At 48.1% G+C, this 19,683-nt stretch carries 20 protein-coding genes; all 20 read right to left on the bottom strand.

Annotated features, from left to right (window positions below; translation table 11 throughout):
• Window positions 1–205: 205 nt before the first annotated feature.
• Window positions 206–703: a 2-C-methyl-D-erythritol 2,4-cyclodiphosphate synthase gene (gene ispF / locus K8S19_00235; GenBank protein MCD4812111.1), complete on the bottom strand. Its 498-nt coding sequence runs from the start codon at window positions 701–703 to the stop codon at window positions 206–208.
• Between the two features lie 194 nt (window positions 704–897).
• On the bottom strand, window positions 898–1,602 hold the full coding sequence (ispD, locus tag K8S19_00230; GenBank protein MCD4812110.1) for a 2-C-methyl-D-erythritol 4-phosphate cytidylyltransferase: 705 nt from the start codon (window positions 1,600–1,602) through the stop codon (window positions 898–900).
• Window positions 1,603–1,891: 289 nt separating this feature from the next.
• Window positions 1,892–3,262, bottom strand: coding sequence for a DNA repair protein RadA (gene radA / locus K8S19_00225; GenBank protein MCD4812109.1), 1,371 nt, complete (start codon window positions 3,260–3,262; stop codon window positions 1,892–1,894).
• On the bottom strand, window positions 3,259–4,125 hold the full coding sequence (locus K8S19_00220) for an MlaD family protein (protein MCD4812108.1): 867 nt from the start codon (window positions 4,123–4,125) through the stop codon (window positions 3,259–3,261). Before K8S19_00220 ends, radA begins: the two co-directional genes overlap by 4 nt.
• 11 nt (window positions 4,126–4,136) lie before the next feature.
• The gene (locus K8S19_00215) at window positions 4,137–4,883 is read right to left on the bottom strand and encodes an ABC transporter ATP-binding protein (GenBank protein ID MCD4812107.1); all 747 of its coding nucleotides are present in this window, start codon (window positions 4,881–4,883) and stop codon (window positions 4,137–4,139) included.
• 12 nt (window positions 4,884–4,895) lie between these two features.
• Window positions 4,896–5,723, bottom strand: a complete 828-nt coding sequence (locus K8S19_00210) for an ABC transporter permease (GenBank protein ID MCD4812106.1) — start codon at window positions 5,721–5,723, stop codon at window positions 4,896–4,898.
• Window positions 5,720–6,859 (bottom strand): alanine racemase, encoded by a 1,140-nt coding sequence (gene alr, locus K8S19_00205; protein MCD4812105.1) that lies wholly within the window; start codon window positions 6,857–6,859, stop codon window positions 5,720–5,722. Before alr ends, K8S19_00210 begins: the two co-directional genes overlap by 4 nt.
• On the bottom strand, window positions 6,856–8,226 hold the full coding sequence (gene dnaB / locus K8S19_00200; protein MCD4812104.1) for a replicative DNA helicase: 1,371 nt from the start codon (window positions 8,224–8,226) through the stop codon (window positions 6,856–6,858). The genes alr and dnaB overlap by 4 nt, the downstream gene beginning before the upstream one ends.
• A 150-nt stretch (window positions 8,227–8,376) precedes the next feature.
• Window positions 8,377–9,078 (bottom strand): 50S ribosomal protein L9, encoded by a 702-nt coding sequence (gene rplI / locus K8S19_00195; protein MCD4812103.1) that lies wholly within the window; start codon window positions 9,076–9,078, stop codon window positions 8,377–8,379.
• A 66-nt stretch (window positions 9,079–9,144) separates the two neighbouring features.
• Window positions 9,145–9,891, bottom strand: a complete 747-nt coding sequence (locus K8S19_00190) for a YybS family protein (GenBank protein MCD4812102.1) — start codon at window positions 9,889–9,891, stop codon at window positions 9,145–9,147.
• A 15-nt stretch (window positions 9,892–9,906) separates the two neighbouring features.
• Window positions 9,907–10,128, bottom strand: coding sequence for a 30S ribosomal protein S18 (rpsR, locus tag K8S19_00185; protein MCD4812101.1), 222 nt, complete (start codon window positions 10,126–10,128; stop codon window positions 9,907–9,909).
• 223 nt (window positions 10,129–10,351) lie between these two features.
• Window positions 10,352–10,795 (bottom strand): single-stranded DNA-binding protein, encoded by a 444-nt coding sequence (locus K8S19_00180; GenBank protein ID MCD4812100.1) that lies wholly within the window; start codon window positions 10,793–10,795, stop codon window positions 10,352–10,354.
• A 4-nt stretch (window positions 10,796–10,799) separates the two neighbouring features.
• On the bottom strand, window positions 10,800–11,249 hold the full coding sequence (rpsF, locus tag K8S19_00175) for a 30S ribosomal protein S6 (protein MCD4812099.1): 450 nt from the start codon (window positions 11,247–11,249) through the stop codon (window positions 10,800–10,802).
• 308 nt (window positions 11,250–11,557) lie between these two features.
• Window positions 11,558–12,169, bottom strand: coding sequence for a thiamine phosphate synthase (gene thiE, locus K8S19_00170; GenBank protein ID MCD4812098.1), 612 nt, complete (start codon window positions 12,167–12,169; stop codon window positions 11,558–11,560).
• Between the two features lie 35 nt (window positions 12,170–12,204).
• Window positions 12,205–13,335, bottom strand: a complete 1,131-nt coding sequence (gene thiH, locus K8S19_00165; GenBank protein ID MCD4812097.1) for a 2-iminoacetate synthase ThiH — start codon at window positions 13,333–13,335, stop codon at window positions 12,205–12,207.
• 239 nt (window positions 13,336–13,574) lie between these two features.
• Window positions 13,575–14,345 carry a thiazole synthase gene (locus K8S19_00160; GenBank protein ID MCD4812096.1) on the bottom strand — a complete coding sequence of 257 codons (771 nt, stop codon included), beginning with the start codon at window positions 14,343–14,345 and terminating at the stop codon, window positions 13,575–13,577.
• 1 nt (window position 14,346) lies between these two features.
• Window positions 14,347–14,547 (bottom strand): sulfur carrier protein ThiS, encoded by a 201-nt coding sequence (thiS, locus tag K8S19_00155; GenBank protein MCD4812095.1) that lies wholly within the window; start codon window positions 14,545–14,547, stop codon window positions 14,347–14,349.
• A 72-nt stretch (window positions 14,548–14,619) separates the two neighbouring features.
• Entirely contained in the window at window positions 14,620–16,107 is a 1,488-nt protein-coding gene (locus tag K8S19_00150; protein ID MCD4812094.1) for a hypothetical protein, read from the bottom strand.
• Window positions 16,108–16,134: 27 nt separating this feature from the next.
• Window positions 16,135–17,814 carry an arginine--tRNA ligase gene (gene argS, locus K8S19_00145; GenBank protein ID MCD4812093.1) on the bottom strand — a complete coding sequence of 560 codons (1,680 nt, stop codon included), beginning with the start codon at window positions 17,812–17,814 and terminating at the stop codon, window positions 16,135–16,137.
• A 103-nt stretch (window positions 17,815–17,917) separates the two neighbouring features.
• Window positions 17,918–19,306 (bottom strand): LCP family protein, encoded by a 1,389-nt coding sequence (locus K8S19_00140; GenBank protein MCD4812092.1) that lies wholly within the window; start codon window positions 19,304–19,306, stop codon window positions 17,918–17,920.
• Between the last annotated feature and the right edge of the window lie 377 nt (window positions 19,307–19,683).

Genomic DNA, 19,683 nt, shown 5'->3' with positions numbered 1-19,683 from the left:
AAAAACATCATTCATCAGGTCTGGGCTGAGACAACCACTCGTTTCATCGATGGGCAGCGACAGCGTCCCAGGGATTAATCGTTATTCCAGGCGGGGCATAAGCCCATTGTGTTCGCGCTGACACGATAAATCATATATCATGCATATTAAGCCTGTGGATTTTCATCCTGAACTGGACGCTCTTTTTTTTCCTTAAAAAGAAGTATTAAAAAATCCGGATTTTATCCTGTTGGATGAGCAAGACTACCGCATAGGCAGCCAACCCTTCTTTTCTGCCAATGGCACCCAACCCTTCATGGGTTGTGGCTTTAACATTGATCTGTGCCTGTGCCACAGCCAGCGCTCGCGCCATACGAGTACGCATCAACCCTGTCTGCCCGGCAATCTTAGGCGCCTCCGCGAGAAGCATACAATCCAGATTTAAGATTCGATATTTTTCTTTTGCGACCTTTTTGCCAACATCTGTAAGAAATTCCAAAGAGCTGCGGTTACGATTACGTGCCGAAGTATTCGGGTATAAAACTCCGATATCCGGCAAACCCGCTGCTCCTAACAGGGCGTCGCAGGCCGCATGAAGCACGACATCTGCATCCGAGTGTCCTTTAAGTTGAAATCCCGCTTGGGGAAAAGCGACGCCGCCAAGCCATAATTTTTTCCCGGGCATCACAGGATGCACATCATAACCAAAACCCACTCTAAGCATTTTGTTTCCTTCCTCTATTATTTTTCCAACCCCAGGCATCCACCCAGGAGCGCCACGAAGTATTTGTTTTCTTCATACAAAACGGTATCCAGGTAAGGGCATAACTATTTGCCAAGTGACCACTGGTAAATCATGCGGTTTTTCCGTTTTTTGTATGAAAAAAATAAATACTTCGTGGATTCGGTTCCATGCTTCTACTCGCTTAAGGAGCCGGTATTTTTAAACAGTATTTCAGCCAATGCAAGATCATAGGGTTTGGTAATCTTAAAATTTTTCGCATGTCCTTCCACCACCGCAATCCGGTGACCAAGCAATTCAACCAACCCGGCATCATCCGTTGCCGTAAGATTTTTCTTCCAGGCATTTTGATACGCTTCCCGCAAAAGTATCCGCTGAAATCCTTGCGGTGTCTGAACTGCAACCAAACTACGCCGGTCAACGGTTCCATGTACAAATGCCTCCCCATCAACCTTCTTCAACGTATCCGCAAGCGGAATACCGGGAACTGCGGCACCGTGTTTTTTCACAGCTATCATTACACGCTGAATAATTTCTCTTGTGCAAAAAGGACGTGCTGCATCGTGCACCAGCACAATCTCCGTTTCCTCTAGGAGATGATCCATCCCGCTACGCACCGAATCTTGACGACGTGCGCCGCCGCATATGACCAGATAGGATTTATCGAGTGTCAATTCCCGGCAAACTGCCTGGGCTTTTTCCTCTTCTCCTGGGGGAACCACTAAAATAACACGCCTGACAGCCTCTATTGCGAGAAAGGTCTTCAGGGCATAGGTAAAAATCGGCAGACCATTAAGTCCCAAAAATGCTTTGGGCACCGGACCGCCCATGCGCCGTCCTTTGCCGCCTGCAACAATAATTACCTCTACCCGCTTTTCCATACCCCATCTCCCATTCTACAATTCACTCACTTAACGTCATCAATTATTCTAAACCATTTTATCTTGGAGTCCGGAAGGTCTGTTTTTAAAGGAAAACTGACACTGTATACACACGATAGAGTAAGCTATGACGATATAATTCACTAATGTATCAGCTATTGTAATGATGCGTTTTTTCCTTTAAACACAGACCTTCCGGACTCCAAATACAACAAGTGTGATTCTACTTTCGAAACTCGTGGTTCTAAACTAATATTTCCAACCAGGTACTGTGTTTTTTTTAATCCGGTTATTCAAATAAAATCGCAAGTGCGTCTGTAATCGTATTGACACCCAAGCATTCCAATTTGGGCAAAGCACTGACTTTTTCCAAATCTTGCTGAGGGACAATACAGGTACCAAACCCCATTTGCGCAGCCTCTTGACAGCGCCGTTCCGGCTGGGTGACGGCACGCAGTTCCCCGCCGAGTCCGATCTCTCCGAAAACCGCCACATCCGGCCGGATGGCCTTATCTTTCAAGCTTGAGACAATGGCCGCTGCTACCGCCAGATCCATGGCCGGTTCCGAAACTGCGAGTCCACCGGCAATGGATAAAAACACATCCTGCGATCCCAGTGTAAAACCGGCGCGGCGTTCGAGGACTGCCAGCATCAGACAGCAACGGTTATAGTCCAACCCCGAAACACGCCTTTGCGGCATGCCAAAATAGGAAGTTGCCAACAGTGCCTGGATTTCAACCAGCAAGGGACGCGACCCTTCCAGACTAACCGCAATGGCAGAGCCGGCTGTATTTTTGTGCCGCTCTTTCAAAAACAGTTTTGAAGGATCACCGATTTGTATCAGACCCTTGCCGCCCATTTCAAAAACGCCCACTTCATTAGTCGGTCCAAAACGATTTTTAATCGTACGCAAAATCCGGTATCCGTGCTGCGGGTCACCCTCAAAATAAAGCACCGTATCCACCAGATGCTCAAGAATTCTTGGGCCGGCCAAGGTGCCTTCTTTGGTCACGTGACCAACCAAAAAAATAGCCGGCCCATTATTCTTGGCGATCGCCATCAGCGCAGCCGTGCACTCCCGCACCTGTCCAACAGAACCCGGTACGGATCCAACCTCCGGATGCATCATCGTCTGGATGGAGTCAACAATCACAACGTCAGGTTGACTACTTTCAATCGCCGCCGCAATGGCATCCATCCCGGTCTCACATAAAATCAAAAGTTTGTCCGGGGCGGTTTCCAGGCGGTCCGCCCTGAGTTTTATCTGAATGCCGGATTCCTCACCACTAATATAAAGAACCTGTTTCCCGGTATGTGCGACCGTAAATGCAGCCTGCATCAACAAGGTTGATTTTCCGATTCCCGGATCTCCTCCGACCAGGATCAACGAAGAAGGCACAATCCCTCCGCCCAATACACGATCCATCTCCTCCATCCCGGTGGGCGAACGGTCTGCTTCAACTGCGCGAATCTCTTTGAGGGCCAACGGCACTCCGGGCGACCGGGCAAGTGTCACACGCGACTTACTGCCTGTCCGCACAGTCTCTTCCAAAAACGTGTTCCATGCGTGGCAATCCGGACAACGCCCCATCCACTTGGGTGCGGCATGACCGCAGGACTGACAGACATACTGAACTTTCTTATCCTTGGTACGATTCATTGTTTCCAGAGCAGTTTCCAGGGATCATCCTTGAGTTCCTTCACCAGCTGCTTCAAATCCTTCGCCATTTTTTCATCATTAATTAAAACCCCCAACGCTCCTTTGCTTTTTTCAATATTGAGGATCTGTTCATCCAGCCGGACCGAAACATTTTTTAGGCTCACCAGGGTTGTTTCGATATTTTTCTGATTGGTTTTAGAGAGTACTTTTTCCAGCCCATGGGTAATGCTCTCAATATCCTTGGAAAATTCATTAATGGATTCCGCTGCCTGAGAAAAATTTTCAAAACTGTTGGACAGGTACTGCTCATTTTCCCTGACCAATTGGTCAAGCCGGCCTGACAGACTTTCAAAATTCCTCATCATATCACCGAGCGATCCCTGGATATCCGGATCCCCCAGCATCAGCTTAATCGAATCAGCCACCTGACCAAAACGCTCAAAAGCCTTGTCAATATTGAGCGGCTCAACGCCCACCACCCGGTCATTGGCTTGCAGGTACTCACCCACATCCTTTTGCGCGACCACATTGAGATACTTATCTCCCATTAATCCTTTAGAAATAATCTGGAACTTGGCACTTTTAGGAACCTTAACGTTTTTATTGAGCATGACCGCCAAAATTATCCGTTCCCCTTTGGCCGTGATCTGGCTCACATAACCAATTTTAACCCCGCCGCCAATTACCACGTCAGCCTGGGGGTTGATGGCATCTACAAATTGAAACGATACATAAATTGGATATCCGGCTTGCCCGAAATGAATTTTTTCAACCATAAAAATAGTAAGCGCCAGAAACAGCAAGGCAATTCCGGCTGTAATACCGACCTTGAGCTCCAAACCACTTATTTTTTTCACTGCCATCTCAGTTCCTCCTAAACCAGTTTGATCGGCCCGTGCGCCGAACCGGAAATAAATTGTCGAATCAATGGATTGCGGGTTTTCTTTATCCGGGCCGGCGTCCCCACACCTACGATCTTGCCCTCATGCAGCATGGCGATCCGGTCCGCAATTTTATACGCACTAACCATATCATGCGTCACAACAATGGAAGTCACTGATAATTTTTTGCGTAATGAAATAATCAGATCATTGATCGCATCCGCCATAATGGGATCAATGCCGGTCGTCGGCTCGTCATAGAGAATCACTTCCGGGTCCAGGGCAATGGCCCGTGCCAGGGCCACTCGCTTTTTCATACCCCCGGACAATTCCGCAGGGTAGTGTTGCTCTATGTTCTTTAGCCCGACCATGGCCAGACGCTCGGTCACAATTTTGTCAATCTGCGTCTCGCTGAGTTTTTTCATCCGACGCAGACCGAAGCATACGTTTTCTGCGACCGTCAGGGAATCAAACAGAGCCGAACCTTGAAACAGCATACCGAAATGCTGCCGGATGCGGTCTTTCTCCTTTTCACGAGCCATACTGATATTGTGTTGATTAAACCAAACCGCTCCATGATCCGGCTCGACGAGGTTAATGATGCTTTTTAAAAGTACGGACTTACCCTCACCGGAGCGGCCGATAATCACCATGGTCTCGCCTTTTTCTATTTCCAAATCCACGCCGCGCAAAACCCTTTTGGCATGAAACTTTTTAAACAATCCCTCAATCCTGATCAATGTGCTATTCTCCTAAAAGATGGCAAATAATTGTGTCAGAAAATAATCCGAAATCAGTATGGTGATGGAGGCATTGACCACAGCTCCTGTGGTTGAACGCCCCACCCCGGCGGCACCGCCATGGGTGGTGAATCCGCGATAAAGCGCAAACAGACAGATAATCACGGCAAAAAAGAAGCTCTTGACAATACCGGAAGCCACATCACCAAATTCCACTGTAGCGCGTGCCCCCTGCCAATAAACATGTGAACTGATTCCCAGGTAAAACGTCGCCACCACCCAGCCTCCCAGGGAACCAAATACATTGGCCATGATGGTCAAAATCGGCAGCATAATCATCATTGCCAAAAATCGCGGTACGCCGATATACTCTATTGGATTGGCTGCCAAAGTCCGCAACGCATCAATCTGCTCGGTGATTTTCATCGAGCCAATCTCTGCCGCCATGGCGGAACCTACCCGGCCGGTCACCAGGATTGCCGTGAGCACCGGACCCAGCTCCCGTGTCAATGACAGGTTGACAATGCTGCCGATAAACATCGCGGCCCCCTTCATTTTGGCTTCTATCGTCACGCCGGTCTGGACCGCCAAAACCATACCGGTAAACAAGGCCGTGGTGATGACCACCGGAATGGAGTCAACCCCCATACGCACCAACTGCTCAATAATCGGCTGATAATAAAAACGCCGTAAGACCCGTGGGTGACTTAACAAATAAACCGTTGACTTGATAAGTTTACCGAAAAATATAAAGATTGCTCCGGTTTCTTCAATCAGCGCAATGAAAGGACCGGAAACATTGTTGAAAAAACGCAGAAAAAAAATATTTGTTTTTCTCATCTTCTCTCGCCTTTCATGATGCGCGGCACGCGCTGCCCAATGGCACAAAGCAACTCATAAGAAATCGTGTTCAAACGCGCAGCCATCTCATCAACCAATATCCGCCGCCCCCTCTGCTTGCCGATCAGGACGACCTCATCTCCGGTTGCGACCCCCGGAACCCCGGACACATCCACCAGACACATGTCCATACACACCCGGCCTATGACCGGACATTTTTTACCGCGTACCAGTACCCTGCCGCAATTGGAAAGCCCGCGGGAAAAACCGTCGGCATAGCCCACCGGCAGTGTGGCAATCATTGATTTTCTCTTGGTCACATAGGTATGTCCATAGGAAATTCCGGTCCCGGCAAAAACAGTTTTAAGTTGAATGATTCGGGTCTTCCAGGTAAGTACGGGTTTAAGCTCAGCCTTTTGAAAAAAACGCTTGGCAGGATAAACACCATAAAGCATCAGACCCGGCCGAACCTGATCAAGATGCGTAGAAGGCGATTCCATCACAGCTGCTGAATTGGCTGCATGCGCATCCAACTCCGTATATCCCGCTGCTTTAAAAACTGTTAAACTGCGTTTCAATTCATCCATCTGATGATGCAGCATTTTTTTATCCCTGCCGTCGGCATGAGAAAAATGGGTAAAAACACCCTGTACCTGTATACCATGACAGATTTTTAAAGCACGGGCAAAAGCAAAACTCACTGCTGCGGAAATACCAATACGCCCCATGCCGGTATCCACCTTGACCTGCACCTTGATGTGCCGGTGTTTTTTCTTCGCAGCAACATCCAACGCTCTCGCCTGAACCAGATCAACCACCGTAGGCTGCAGATCCAGTTGAATCACCCGGTCCATTTCATCTAACTGGACAATCCCAAAAACAATCAAGGGAACACGAATACCAGCTTTGCGCAATTCAGCCGCTTCTTCCACAGAAGCCACACCCAAAGCATGCACACCGCTTTTTTCCAATACACTTGCGCAGCCAACTGCACCATGCCCATAGGCATTGGCCTTGACCACCGCTAAAATTTTAATTTTCGAACCCACCAATTGGCGAACCTGCTTGAAATTCCAACGCAGGGCGTTCAAATCAATCTCCGCCCAGGTGGGGCGACCGCTGATGCCCCGTATCATTGCGGCGCTCCGGACATGCGCAATGAAATGCTGTCAAAACGTGTATACTGTTGATTAAAGATGAGTTTGACAAAACCGGTTGGACCATTTCGCTGTTTGGCAATAATTATTTCCGCAGTTTTATCGTCCTTTTTATCCTTATCATAATAAGCCTCACGATAGATAAAGGACACCAAATCCGCATCCTGTTCAATTGCGCCTGATTCGCGCAAATCGGACAATTGCGGGCGCCGGTCACCGCCGCCCCGGGATTCAGGTGCACGGGAAAGCTGAGACAGTACTAAAACCGGAATACGTAATTCTTTGGCCAACCCTTTTAAAGAACGGGAAATTGTTGCTATTTCCTGCTGGCGGTTCTCCATTTTACCGGATCCGGACATCATCTGAATATAATCAATCACAATCAAACCAATATTATGTTCCGACTTAAGGCGCCGGGCTTTGGAACGAATCTCTAAAATAGTACTGCTCGGAGAATCATCAATAAAAATCGGTGCATCAAACAAGCGTCCGGCAGCCATCGAAAGATGCCCCAAATCACCCTCTCCCAATCTTCCGGTCCTGACCGCTTGCAGATCAACCCGGCCGTCAGAACACAGCATACGTGTCACCAGAGACTCAGAACTCATTTCCAAAGAAAAAATAGCTACCGGAACCTTGCCCTCAATCGCGGCATAAGAAGCCATATTTAATGCCAGCGCCGTCTTCCCCATTGAGGGTCGGGCAGCCAGGATTACCAACTCGCCGGGTTGAAAGCCGGATGTCATCTGGTCCAGTTCAGGATACCCGGTGGGAACACCCGTAATATGCGATTCATGTTTGGAAAGATTTTCGACCATCTCCATGGCATCATGAATAATGTCGCGAATCTGAAGAACGGACCCACGCTGCCGGTCCTGGGAAAGATCAAAAATAGCTTTTTCAGCTTCATCGAGCAGGGCATCGGTGTCCTCCACCTCTGCATAACAGCGTGAAACAAGCTGTGTCGAGGTGCGAATCAAATTCCGAAGAATATATTTTTCCTTGATAATGCGGGCATAATGTTCCACATGCGCTGTCGTAGGAACATCATCGGTCAGCCCGGTAATATAGGCAGCACCACCGATTTTGTCCAATTCACCCCAGCGCGAAAGTAAATCAGTCATGGTAATATAATCTACCGGTTCATTACGATTATACAATTCCAAAATCGCACGAAAAATAATACGATGCGCAGCCTGATAAAAGGTGTTTTCATTGACCAGCTCAAGCACCCGGGCAATGGCCTCTTGATCAAGCAGCATTGCACCCAAAGTCGAACGCTCGGCTTCCAGATTCTGGGGCGGAATTTTTTCAGGCGATGTCACTTGTGAATTGGCCGCAACCATGAAAGGCCTCTTTATGAAAAAATCTGGATGATAAATACTTAATAAGCAAAAATGATATCTGAATTTGAATAAAATTACAAGACCCCATGACCGGTTTATTCATTGCTTTGCAAACCGACAATGAGGTCTATAAAAACATCAACAAATGTATTAGGCTGACGACGTCTCTGTTTTATCCGCACCAGCTTGTTCTGACGTGTCATCACCCTTGACTGCAGGTGCCGCTTCTGCCGGTACTGCTTCTGCCGGTACTGCTTCTGCCGGTGCCGCGTCCGCTAATACTGCTTCTGCCGGTACTGCTTCTGCCGGTACTGCTTCTACTGCCACCGGCTCAACTTTGGTTTCTACCGGTTTGACAATATCAACTTCTTTTTCCGCTTTCTCTTTTTTCTCAGCAGCGGCCTTTTCCTCTTCGCTTTGGACCACCACAGTCAATTCGGCATCCACATCAGCATGCACCTTGATACTCACCTGGTAAGAACCGGTCATCTTTATCTGGTCATCCATCGTGATCTTGCGTTTATCAACCTCAATACCCCGTTCTTTGAGACCTGCTTCGATATCAGCCGAAGTGACCGACCCGAAGAGTTTGCCGCCCTCGCCTGCCGAAGCTGTAATCAGCACTGGTTTGGCTGAAATTGCTTCAGCCTGATATTCGGCATCTTTTTGTACCCGACGGGCCTGACCTTTTTTACTATTCAATTCCTGCTCCAGTCGCTTGATGTTTGGCGCTGTTGCAATCATCGCAAGTTTTTTCGGCAACAGATAATTACGACCGTATCCATCGGCAACTTTCACCGTATCCCCGGCACGTCCCAAATTTTTCACATCGTCACATAAAATAATTTTCATGATTTCTTGCCTCCACACAACCAGTTAATCATTGCGGAAGAATCCGCACAGGATTCTTCCGGCGTTTTATTTAATCTGGCGGATTTTCCGCCAATCCCACCACGTATCAAAAACACCTATTAATATGATAAAAATCATCATCGCCGGAACAAAGCCGAGCAGTGCTACGAGCAACACCTTAAAAATCCTTGGAATTTTCCGCTTTTCCAAGTAAAACATAACCACTGCCAATCCTATAAACAAATACAACCCGCCCATGACAATCAAGCTGTTTAAACTCAGCCAAGCAATCCAAGTGTGAGTCCGCGAACCCAAAACCACCAAACTCAGCGTTCCCAATAAAAACCAGATCGTCTTTTCCGGTGCTCCCCAATGGGTAAAGGGAGGTATGGATCGTGTCGCGCCAGACAGTAAGGGAAACAAACGCCGCATCACCAAATAACTGACCAGTGAAAACCCAATCGACAGCATGAGTACCCAGCCGGCAGCCCCCTGCATAAAAACACGGCGAATAAAATCAACTGCCTGTTTTATCTCAGCCGCATTCCAACCTAATTCCAAATAGATCGCGGTCGAAGCCTTCAAACTGGCCTCAAATTCCTGATGCCAGATACTGATGATGTCCTGATGAAAAACCACCCTGATTAAAATCAAGGTGACTGCATAAAAAACCAGCAAAGTAAGTACACTGAACCCTACACATTGAAACGGAGATCGTCCCTGCTTCAATCCCCACCAAATAGTACGGTTGGCCACGAGTATCATTGCAATCGCAACAAATACGAGAATGCCGAATGCAGCCAGCGCGTTCATCAGAGCGACGGAGTCTTATCCGGCAATATAGGGCAGGAGCGCCAAAGAACGGGCGCGTTTGATGGCCGTTGTCAGCGCACGCTGATGACGGGCACAGGTTCCCGAAATCCGGCGCGGAACAATCTTTCCCCGCTCCGTTAAAAAATTCTTTATTGCATCCACACTCTTGTAATCAATACCGGTGACTTTATTCGCACAGAAGCGACAGCTCTTGCGATGCGGCCGTCTTCTTCTCATTGAATCTCTTCCCCGGGGGGGTCCTGATGTTCTACTAGCCAAGGTACATCCTCCTAATCAGCGTCTATTTAAACTTCCCCGCTCAACCGGCATCGTCATCACAAAAATGCCGACTTTCCCCTTCTCCATTCGGGTGGGAAAATTAATATGAGTTAAAAATAATCATAATTACTGTCCCGCTTCACCCCTGAACAAACATCAGGGGATTCAGCAGCTATCCTATTTAAAAAGGAATATCCTCATCCGAACCTGCACTCACCTCTTGATGCGTCGGACGAGCATCATTCCTTTCACCAGTGGTCTGTCTGCTTTCACCGTCACCGCTGCCGCCGGTCTTTTTGCGGTCCAAAAATTGTACCCGGTCGGCAACCACTTCCAATACCGAACGTTTCTGACCATCATCGGTCTCCCACTGACGGCTCTGCAAGCGCCCTTCCACAAATACCGAGCTTCCTTTGGCAAGATACTCAGCACAATTTTCAGCTTGTTTTCCCCAAACCACGACGTTAACATAGGTTACTTCCTCTTTTAGCTCGCCGCTCTGGTTTTTATAAGTCCGGTTGACTGCCAAACGCAGGTTGGCAACTGCCGACCCGCTGGGAATGTAACGCAATTCCGGATCACGCGTCAAGTTGCCCATTAGTAAGGAACGATTGTAGTTAGCCACAGTTTTACTCCTGTGTGCCGTTCCCTGCAACCGGTGCCGCTACTTTGGCATCCGTGCTCGGGGACACTGGATTGACTTCCTTTTTGGGCGCCGCTTCTACTTTGGCAACGACCGGCGCTGCTTGCTTTTCCGCTTTTTTCTTACTCGGTTTCAGCACCGCAGGCTTGGTGATAACTTTGGTTGAGAGATATTTGAATACTTCATCGCTGTTTTTCAGCGTACGCTCTACCTCGTGAATGGTCTCGCCATTGCCCTTGTACTGCAAAAGTACATAATACGCTGAGTTTAATTTGTTAACCGGATAAGCGGTTTTCCGTACACCCATCTTTTCAATTGCTGTGATTTCGCCATGCTTCTTTTCCATCACTTCCTGAACATGCGCAACAAAAGTATCAATTTGTTCCGCGCTCATGGTCGGCGGGAGCAAAAACATTGTTTCATAAGGGGTTTTCATTGTTTACGTGCACCTCCGTCTTTCTGCACAAATTTTCTATCTTGAACCGGGAATAATAGCACAAGCTTATTTTCGACGCAATACTTTTATCGAATTATTTTACTTTTTTTGTTTGTTCAACTTCCCAGCTCTAATCCGGTTTAAACGCCGGGGAATTCACGGCTAATCTATTAAAATAAGCATAAAAATCCACAGGCTTACCCGGCACCCGGCATTCGCCGGGCAAGCTGCCCATTGTGTTCGCGCCGGCACGATAAAAAAAGGTATCGCGGTTTTCTTACATATAATATATCCTTAAACAATTACTCTCACACAAAGTCTATTCTTAATGTTTTAACCTTTTCCACAATATTTTCTGCCTGTGTAATCTCGGTCACCATGGCAATTTTACGTGCACCTATCTTAAGAACCTCAGCAATATTGTTTTCATGAATACCTCCCATGACCGTAAAAGGAATACTGACGAATCGGGAGATTTCCTGAACCCGCTCAGGTCCCAATGCTGAAAATACCAACTGCTTAGTCCGGGTGGCAAACACCGGACCGATATTGATATAGTCCGCACCCGCCTGCTCTGCCGTAATCGCTTCTTGAATAGTATGTGTAGAAATACCTAATAGCAGCTGGGGCGCCATCTCGCGGGCCTGTGCGATCGGCATATCCTCCTGCCCCAAATGGACACCATCTGCACCGACTGCCAAGGCAACATCAACATAATCATTGATAATCAGCAAAACATCCGCCGCCAGGGTATATGCGCGTACTTCTTGCGCCAGTGCGATCAATGCCGCTTTATCTTTATCTTTTTCCCGCAGCTGAATGATTTTTGCGCCGCCTGCAATCACGTCCCGGCAAACCGATAGACTGCTGCGCCCCAGGCAGTAAGCTTCCGTCACAACCGGATAGAGATCAATCTGCATAAATTTTTCCAACCGGGTCTGCCTGTTCACCACACTCACTTAACCTGCGCGGGATGACGGTCAAACGACTCATCCCAGTCTTTCCAGACCGGTTCAAAATGCAGCTGCGCCAATTCATCCGCAATCACACTTGCGCTTCGCGTGTCTTCCACTTGAAATTGCTCTAGTTGGGAAGATGGATTACCGTATCCTCCCGGTGCGGTACAACTCTCGGCACTCATCTGAGTAAACCCCAGCGGGAGTAAATTGCGGCGCAATTCATCCGGCTCGCGTGTGGAAAGCGAGAAAGGCGCATCCGGCAAATACAGGCGCAAAGCCGTCACCAACTGGACCAGTTGACGGTCACTCACCGGCATGGGTGGTTGAAACCCGCCTTGGGCCTGGCGTATGCGGGGAAAGGAAACACCCACAATCGTACGCCAGTAAAATTTTTCAAGATAGCGGGCATGCTGTGCCAAATAATACCCATCAACCCGAAAATCCGCCAGTCCAAGTAAAACCCCGATCCCAATTTGGCGCAATCCGGCTCGCGCGCCCCGTTCAGGTGTCTTCAAACGGTAAGCATAATCTTGTTTACGGCCTGCCGGATGCATCGCTGCATAGGTCTTTTTAAAATAGGTTTCCTGATAGATCGCCAAACCATACAAACCTGCTTCGCCCAAATAGCGGTATTCATCCTTCTCCAGCGGATAAACCTCCACCGAAATTTCAGGCAGCAAATCTTTAATCCGCTGGATACACTGAACCAAAAAATCCATTGGCACATGCTGACGCGACTCGCCGGAAACCAGTAAAACATTCTGAAAACCGCGCTGTGCGAGATAGTCCGCCTGCTGAACCACCTCTTCAATTTTGAGCGTCCGTCGGGAAATAGTATGATTACAATTAAAACCACAGTAGCAGCAAGCATTGCTGCACTCATTCGATAAATACAGCGGCGCATAAAGTTTCATAATACGGCCGAAACGTTTGGCCGTGATTGCATGGGCCCTGTGTGCCATGATCTCTAAATAATCGTCTGCCAAAGGCGAGAGCAAATTGATCAAATCCGTCTCATGCAAACGCAATTTACGCAAACTCGCCTCGATCGCCTCATGGGTCACCGCCGCCATTTTTTCCGCCAATACTTCGGGCGATTCCAGTTGTTCAATATCAAATGTATTCATGATTGAAGCATTCCTTTTTAAAAAAAAATCAAAAGCTTTCACCACGGAGAACACGGCGCACACGGAGAAAGATAAAGTCTAAAGAAGATTAGAGCAAAGTTTCTAAAGGATTATTTATATATTGATTTTATGCTCTTAACCCTATTTGGCTTTTGATCTTCTCCGTGTACACCGTGTTCTCCGTGGTGAATATTTTTCGTTTTCGACTTTTTTGGGCGCGGGCACCGCGCCCCTACAAATTATTTATCCAAAAACCCGGTCAGAGGACTGGATGCTTGTGCCGTATCATGCGATGCACCCATACCGGCCAGATAGGCCATGCGTCCGGCAGTTACACCCAATTTAAATCCTTCCGCCATCCTGACCGGATCACCTGCCACAGCCAGCGCCGTATTGACCAGCACTGCATCCGCCCCCATCTCCATGGCTTCAGCTGCATGTGAGGGCGCACCCAGTCCGGCATCCACTACTACCGGCACATTAGCTTGTTCAATGATAATCTGAATATTTTCTTTGGTCTTAATCCCTTTATTCGTTCCGATGGGCGCACCCAGCGGCATAACCGTGGCAGTTCCGGCTTCTTCCAGGCGTTTGGCCAGCACCGGATCTGCATTGATATACGGCAAGACCACAAATCCATCTTTGATTAAACATTCAGCTGCCTTGAGCGTCTCAACCGGATCAGGCAGCAGGTAACGCGGATCGGGTGTAACCTCAAGTTTAATCCATTGAATGCCGCTTAGCGCCCTGGCCAATTTAGCCACCCGGACCGCTTCTTCGGCATCACGCGCACCGGAGGTATTGGGCAATAATAAATATTTATCACGATCAATCGCCTGCAAGGTGGGATCGACTTTACTTTTCAAGTCTACCCGTCGCAATGCCACTGTGACAATCTCGGCACCTGAGGCGGCAATCGCCTGCTGCATTATCTGTGGAGATGCAAATTTACCTGTCCCCACCAAAAGCCGCGACGCAAACGTTTTGTCGGCAATTTTCAATTCATCCATATCAACCGCCTCCTAAAAAACGCACAATTTCCAATTGATCATCCACGCAAAGTTCAAGCGTTCTAAAATCACTGTGCGCATGAATCTCCCCATTACGTTCCACCACCACCGTACGACCCTCAATGTCCAGCATATCTAAAAACGTCTGCACCGTTGTGCCGCTCTGAACGTTTTTTTCCTCACCATTGACTATAATTTTCATACTAACCTCCGTTCAAAAAACAGTTCAAAAAAATCTTCTGTTCATCCCTGGATTTGTGTGGAATAACTCAGATCACTCCATATTCAATCGGGGCGGTGCAAAACGCAGGGAAGGCTGGCTGTGAAACGGTTCCACCACCGGCAAATGAATAATACCCATGGATTGGTGCAAACGATCCTCAAATTCTTCGCGCAACATGGAGCCCTTATTCACTTTACAAAAAGAGGCATACAATCCTTCGGCAGTCATCAGACCGATACGCATCTCGCGGGCCCGGGCAACCACCTCCGCAGAAAAGGCCGCAGGCCGCTCACAAGAAGGGTCTTCCAGCCGGTAATGATTAAAAATCAAAAGACCTTTCCATATCCGGCCATCCTCTTCCTGGGCGAAAACCGCATGCCGAAGCAGCATTTGTAAATCTTCCAGTTCAGCCGGACCGGACCGTCCGGTGGCATCAATCAGCATATTTCCAAACCGGGTGTGCAAAACCATCATCCCCTCAGCCATCCGGTAAGGTTTGATGGTAAACCCCATGCGCTGCAGCACATCAACCGTGGCGCGTTTTAAATTTTCACCATGTTCAAAGAGCAATGATTTACTGCGCTGCAGATCACGATACGTTTGAAAAAGTTTTTTCTGCTCCCGTTCCGCCGCCTTAATCCGTTTGGCAGCATCATCAATTTTGCCCTCAATTTGTTCTTCCCCCGGCACATGATACAGATCCACCCAGTCCGGTGTAATCGTTCTGGCCGGAAGCCCTTTGGCTTCCTCAATCAACAGGTCAATGCCCGCTTCCACTGAAATTTTGGTTGGCGGCGGCAGCAGGTGGAGAAAATCCGACATAAAACGGATTTTCGGTTCACCATATTTATTTTCCTGCTGGCGAACTCCAAAACAAAGCGAAGCTGCCAGCGGTTTCCCATAGCGATTCATGGCCAAAGGAAAGCTCTGCCAAAAAAGCTCCTCGCTCTGGTCTAGTTTCCCCTCTTTGCGAAGACTCTCCTCTACATAACCCAAGCTGGCCGTGGAATTGAGATAGCAGTCCCAGCCTGAGACCTGATGCAAATATTCCTCAAATTTTACTTCGCCTTCAAGCTTAACCGTCTCCCCGCGTATCTCAGTAAAAGAAAACCCAATCGGCGACCAGTTCAAATTGGACCATTCCGGTTCCAGCGTACCATCCGGGAAATAAACGTAAGAACCAAATGCCAAAAAGGGGGCTAAAATGCAATAGACCTCGCCCTTGGACATCATAAGCTGAAAAAGTTGGGCACGCATACGTGTCAGACGTTCCTTGTCCACACGTGAGAGTTTGACCAATGTCACCCGATCCAGCGTTTTCAGATTGATAATAACCACATCATAATCCGCCAGATCAGGCCATTCATCCAACCAGCCGACACCGGACACCGGACGCTGTTTCTCAGAACCAATCACCAGGACTCTGCGCTGTCGTGATTCAAAACGATAAAAATCACGGACCACATCCTCGGTCCGCTTTTCAGTCGGGCGTTCCGAAGACATCTGGAATGCGTTTTGCGAACGAACACGTCCCTGCATGCAAAACTCCTTGTGACAATTACGACGCTACATACTCTCCGGTGCACTGACCCCCAAAAGGGCCAGTCCATTTTTAAAAATAATGCGTGCTGCATCGACCATGACCAAACGCCGGGTGGATTGTTCCCGGTTTTCCAGATCCACCACGCGGCAAAACGTGTAAAAACGGTGAAATGCAGTTGCCAGATCACGCAGATAAAAGGTCAGACCATGCGGTTCTAAATTACGAAAACAGGTTTCCAAAATTTCAGGATAAGTGCTCAGCACCCTGATCAGATCCAATTCCGCTTCCTGGGCCGAATAATTTTTCAATATTTTCTCATCCGCTGCCGGAACCGGCAAGCCTTCTGTTTCGGCTTTTTTCAAAATACTGCAGATTCGGGCATAGGCATACTGCACATAATAAACCGGATTGTCATCACTATGTTTACGCGCCAGATCCAGGTCAAAATCCAGATGCGCATCCGTAGAACGCATGAGAAAAAAAAAGCGTGCCACATCGCGTCCCACATCCTTAATCAAATCATCCATTTCAAGCAAGCGCCCCTCTCCGCGCTTGGACATCGAGACCGCCTTGCCGCCTTCCAGTAAATTCACCTGCTGCACAATCCGCACACGAAAAGCGTCTGCGTCATGCCCCAAGGCCTGCATGGCTGCCTGCATACGCGCAATATAACCATGATGATCCGGTCCCCACAGGTCCATCAATTCGGTAAACCCGCGTTCAAATTTATCACGATGATAAGCAATATCTGCTGCAATATAAGCCCAGTCGCCATCCGCTTTTTTCAGTACCCTGTCTTTGTCATCACCAAATTTAGTTGATGCAAACCACAGCGCTCCCTCTTTTTCATAAACAAAACCGCGTTCCTTCAATTCAACAATTGCCGTCTCAACCATACCGGAATCGTGCAATTTTTTTTCAGAGTACCAGGTATCAAACGTAACACCGTAGTCACGCAGGCTCTGCTGATGGCGTCCCACCATCTCACGGACGCCAAAACTACGATGCAGCTCAATCGCACTTGCCTCATCAGCTTTTACAAACGCAGCGGCCTGGATTTCCGCACTGGCCCGAGCAACCTCGCCCACATAATCTTTCTCATAGCCGCCCTCAGGTACGGGATAATTTTCTCCCTGTGCTTGTTTCCAACGCGCATACATGGAATGCCCCAGCAAACGGGCCTGACGGCCTGCATCATTGACATAATATTCCTTGGAAGTCACGACACCCTGACTGATCAGAATTGCGGCCAGAGCATCACCCACTGCCGCCGCCCGGGCGGACACAATATTAAGCGGCCCGGTCGGATTGGCAGATACAAATTCCAGCAGCAACTTGCGGCCCTTCCCCAGATCAGATGTCCCGTACGCTTGGCCCCGTTCGCGGATGGCATGCGCCTCTTCCAGCAGGCACTCCGGATGTAAGCGGAAATTAACAAATCCCGGACCGGCAATCGTAACCTCGGCAAAAAAATCCTGGTGTGCACTTAATTTCCCCACCAATGCCTCAGCAATAACACGCGGCGGCTTGCGAACCGACTTGGCCAATTTCATCGCGAGATTGGTGGAAAAATCGCCATGTGTCGTCTGCGCCGGCCGCTCAATCTCAAGTGCGCGTGTACTCTCCTGCGGCAAAAAACCTTCCGACTCAAGTACTGCAATTTCTTCTTTCATTAAGGTGTGAACACGGTTTTTTAAATACACAGGTTTACAACTCCTTCATCTTTCCGGTTCATATTCATTCATCAATCAGGGCACGATTAATCGTGCCCCTATAAAATTATTTTTTCAATAGTGGCTATAGATACTATTTGATCAATTCCTGATAATCCCCACCGATCACAATCGTCACGGTCGGATAATTGACATTCTTGGGAATGACCTGAACACGGCCCTCATCCAGACCCAGGATTGTAGCAATTCTCTCAGCCCAGGGCAAGTGATTCGGCTTGCTTTTTATAATCGTATAAGGAAAATCAAACGATGGGGCATTGGTTGTATTTTCCTCTTTAACCTGTATATTGGATTCCATGAGACGCTGGGTAATACGGCCGGCCACACCCGGCACGCCACAACCATTAAGCACCCGTATCAGCGGTTGTTTGCCTCTGGGCAATGGGCCCAACACTTTTTCAGGCGTGGGTTTCAATGTCGGTTTGGGTGTTGGTTCAAGTACAATAACAACCGTCTCATCTACAGGCTGCTTTTTATTTTTTTTATTCGATTTGACTGCTTGGGTAATTTTGCGCGGCGGTTTGCCCAAGTCAGCCACAACCTTGCGCAATCGCGGCAAATCGGGCTTCCAAAACGACTTCCCTTTAATATACACGCCCTCACCCGGCAAAATCGCCTGACGCCAGGACCCCTGCGCAATCCCCTTGATCTCCACGGCCAAAAAGAGCGCTGCCGGCATGCTCATATTGGTCTCGACTTGCTTGAAAAACGCAACAAAGGCGTTGATGGTGCGCGGCACTTTGGTAAAACGCACCAGTTGTGAAACAAAAGCTTTAACAAATTTTTGCTGCCGCCGAATTCTGCCAATATCCCCTTCCCGGTCATGCCGGAAGCGCACATAATTCAAACACTGGCGGCCATCAAGCAACTGGTAACCCGGCTCCAGATTGATATTCACGCCACCAGCCTGATCCGTATAACGCATCTTTTTTTCAACATAGAGCGGGATACCGCCGATCGCATCCACCAGATGAATAAAATTCGAGTAACGCACATGAACAACATAATGAATCTTCAGGCCCAAAAGCGTCTCGATAGCGGCCCGGGTCATGGCCAAGGCATACTCACGGGTGCCAAGCGCATTGCCATAGGCATAGACCGCATTGATCTTCATGGGCCCGCGCTTGGGCATCTTGATCAATGTATCACGCGGAACAGAGAGCAGGGCCAGCCGTCTCGGCAAAGGACGCCAGTGGACCAGCATAATGGTATCAGTGTGCTTGGCATAGTCCACATCATCTGTTCCCAAGATCAAAACATTAATGGAAATCGCAGTAAGATAAATCGCACCGGCCACCATAAGACCTAAAATAGCAAACCGTATCAAAGAACGCCACGCCGGGATGTCGGCCACAGCCATAAAATCATCATCTGCATCATGATTTCTGCCGCGCGCGGCGAGGTTCTGTTTTTGATAGCGATTTTTACGTACGGGCTTTCTTTTCCGCATACCTGGTGTCACCAAAATCTCCTTTGTGAATGCAAAAAAACCTCCAAAACTGCAGGAGGATTTTTACTTATTATATAGAAGAAATGTGGAATATTGAAGGTTATTTTTTAAAAATAGCATCAATTCACCACAAAGAACACGAAGCTCACGGTGAAAAACTAAAAAAAATTACAAAGATTAAACTAACTGGAAAAAATAATTGTTTTTTAAAATAATGATTTGACTTTTTCCCCTCCGTATTCTCCGCCGGTCCTACGATTCTGATGATTTAATATCAAAAAGCAGGGTGCTCTCTGTGGTGCATGCTTTTGTTTTCTGCTTTTATACCTTTGCTTTTTCATCATTATTCAATATAATCTGTTGATCCTACTGTTTAAAGAAAGATGTAA

The sequence above is a fragment of the bacterium genome, assembly GCA_021108215.1.
In the GTDB taxonomy this organism is placed as follows: domain Bacteria; phylum Oederibacteriota; class JAAXVQ01; order JAAXVQ01; family JAUVAV01; genus JAIORK01.
This window is presented reverse-complemented; position numbering and strand designations above follow the sequence as displayed.

What these genes read in the sequence shown, in the direction of transcription:
- ispF (MCD4812111.1), bottom strand. Translation starts at nt 703, where the DNA reads ATGCTTAGAGTGGGTTTTGGTTATGATGTGCATCCTGTGATGCCCGGG.
- ispD (MCD4812110.1), bottom strand. Translation starts at nt 1,602, where the DNA reads ATGGAAAAGCGGGTAGAGGTAATTATTGTTGCAGGCGGCAAAGGACGG.
- radA (MCD4812109.1), bottom strand. Translation starts at nt 3,262, where the DNA reads ATGAATCGTACCAAGGATAAGAAAGTTCAGTATGTCTGTCAGTCCTGC.
- K8S19_00220 (MCD4812108.1), bottom strand. Translation starts at nt 4,125, where the DNA reads ATGGCAGTGAAAAAAATAAGTGGTTTGGAGCTCAAGGTCGGTATTACA.
- K8S19_00210 (MCD4812106.1), bottom strand. Translation starts at nt 5,723, where the DNA reads ATGAGAAAAACAAATATTTTTTTTCTGCGTTTTTTCAACAATGTTTCC.
- alr (MCD4812105.1), bottom strand. Translation starts at nt 6,859, where the DNA reads ATGATACGGGGCATCAGCGGTCGCCCCACCTGGGCGGAGATTGATTTG.
- dnaB (MCD4812104.1), bottom strand. Translation starts at nt 8,226, where the DNA reads ATGGTTGCGGCCAATTCACAAGTGACATCGCCTGAAAAAATTCCGCCC.
- rplI (MCD4812103.1), bottom strand. Translation starts at nt 9,078, where the DNA reads ATGAAAATTATTTTATGTGACGATGTGAAAAATTTGGGACGTGCCGGG.
- K8S19_00190 (MCD4812102.1), bottom strand. Translation starts at nt 9,891, where the DNA reads ATGAACGCGCTGGCTGCATTCGGCATTCTCGTATTTGTTGCGATTGCA.
- rpsR (MCD4812101.1), bottom strand. Translation starts at nt 10,128, where the DNA reads ATGAGAAGAAGACGGCCGCATCGCAAGAGCTGTCGCTTCTGTGCGAAT.
- rpsF (MCD4812099.1), bottom strand. Translation starts at nt 11,249, where the DNA reads ATGAAAACCCCTTATGAAACAATGTTTTTGCTCCCGCCGACCATGAGC.
- thiE (MCD4812098.1), bottom strand. Translation starts at nt 12,169, where the DNA reads ATGCAGATTGATCTCTATCCGGTTGTGACGGAAGCTTACTGCCTGGGG.
- thiH (MCD4812097.1), bottom strand. Translation starts at nt 13,335, where the DNA reads ATGAATACATTTGATATTGAACAACTGGAATCGCCCGAAGTATTGGCG.
- K8S19_00160 (MCD4812096.1), bottom strand. Translation starts at nt 14,345, where the DNA reads ATGGATGAATTGAAAATTGCCGACAAAACGTTTGCGTCGCGGCTTTTG.
- thiS (MCD4812095.1), bottom strand. Translation starts at nt 14,547, where the DNA reads ATGAAAATTATAGTCAATGGTGAGGAAAAAAACGTTCAGAGCGGCACA.
- K8S19_00150 (MCD4812094.1), bottom strand. Translation starts at nt 16,107, where the DNA reads ATGCAGGGACGTGTTCGTTCGCAAAACGCATTCCAGATGTCTTCGGAA.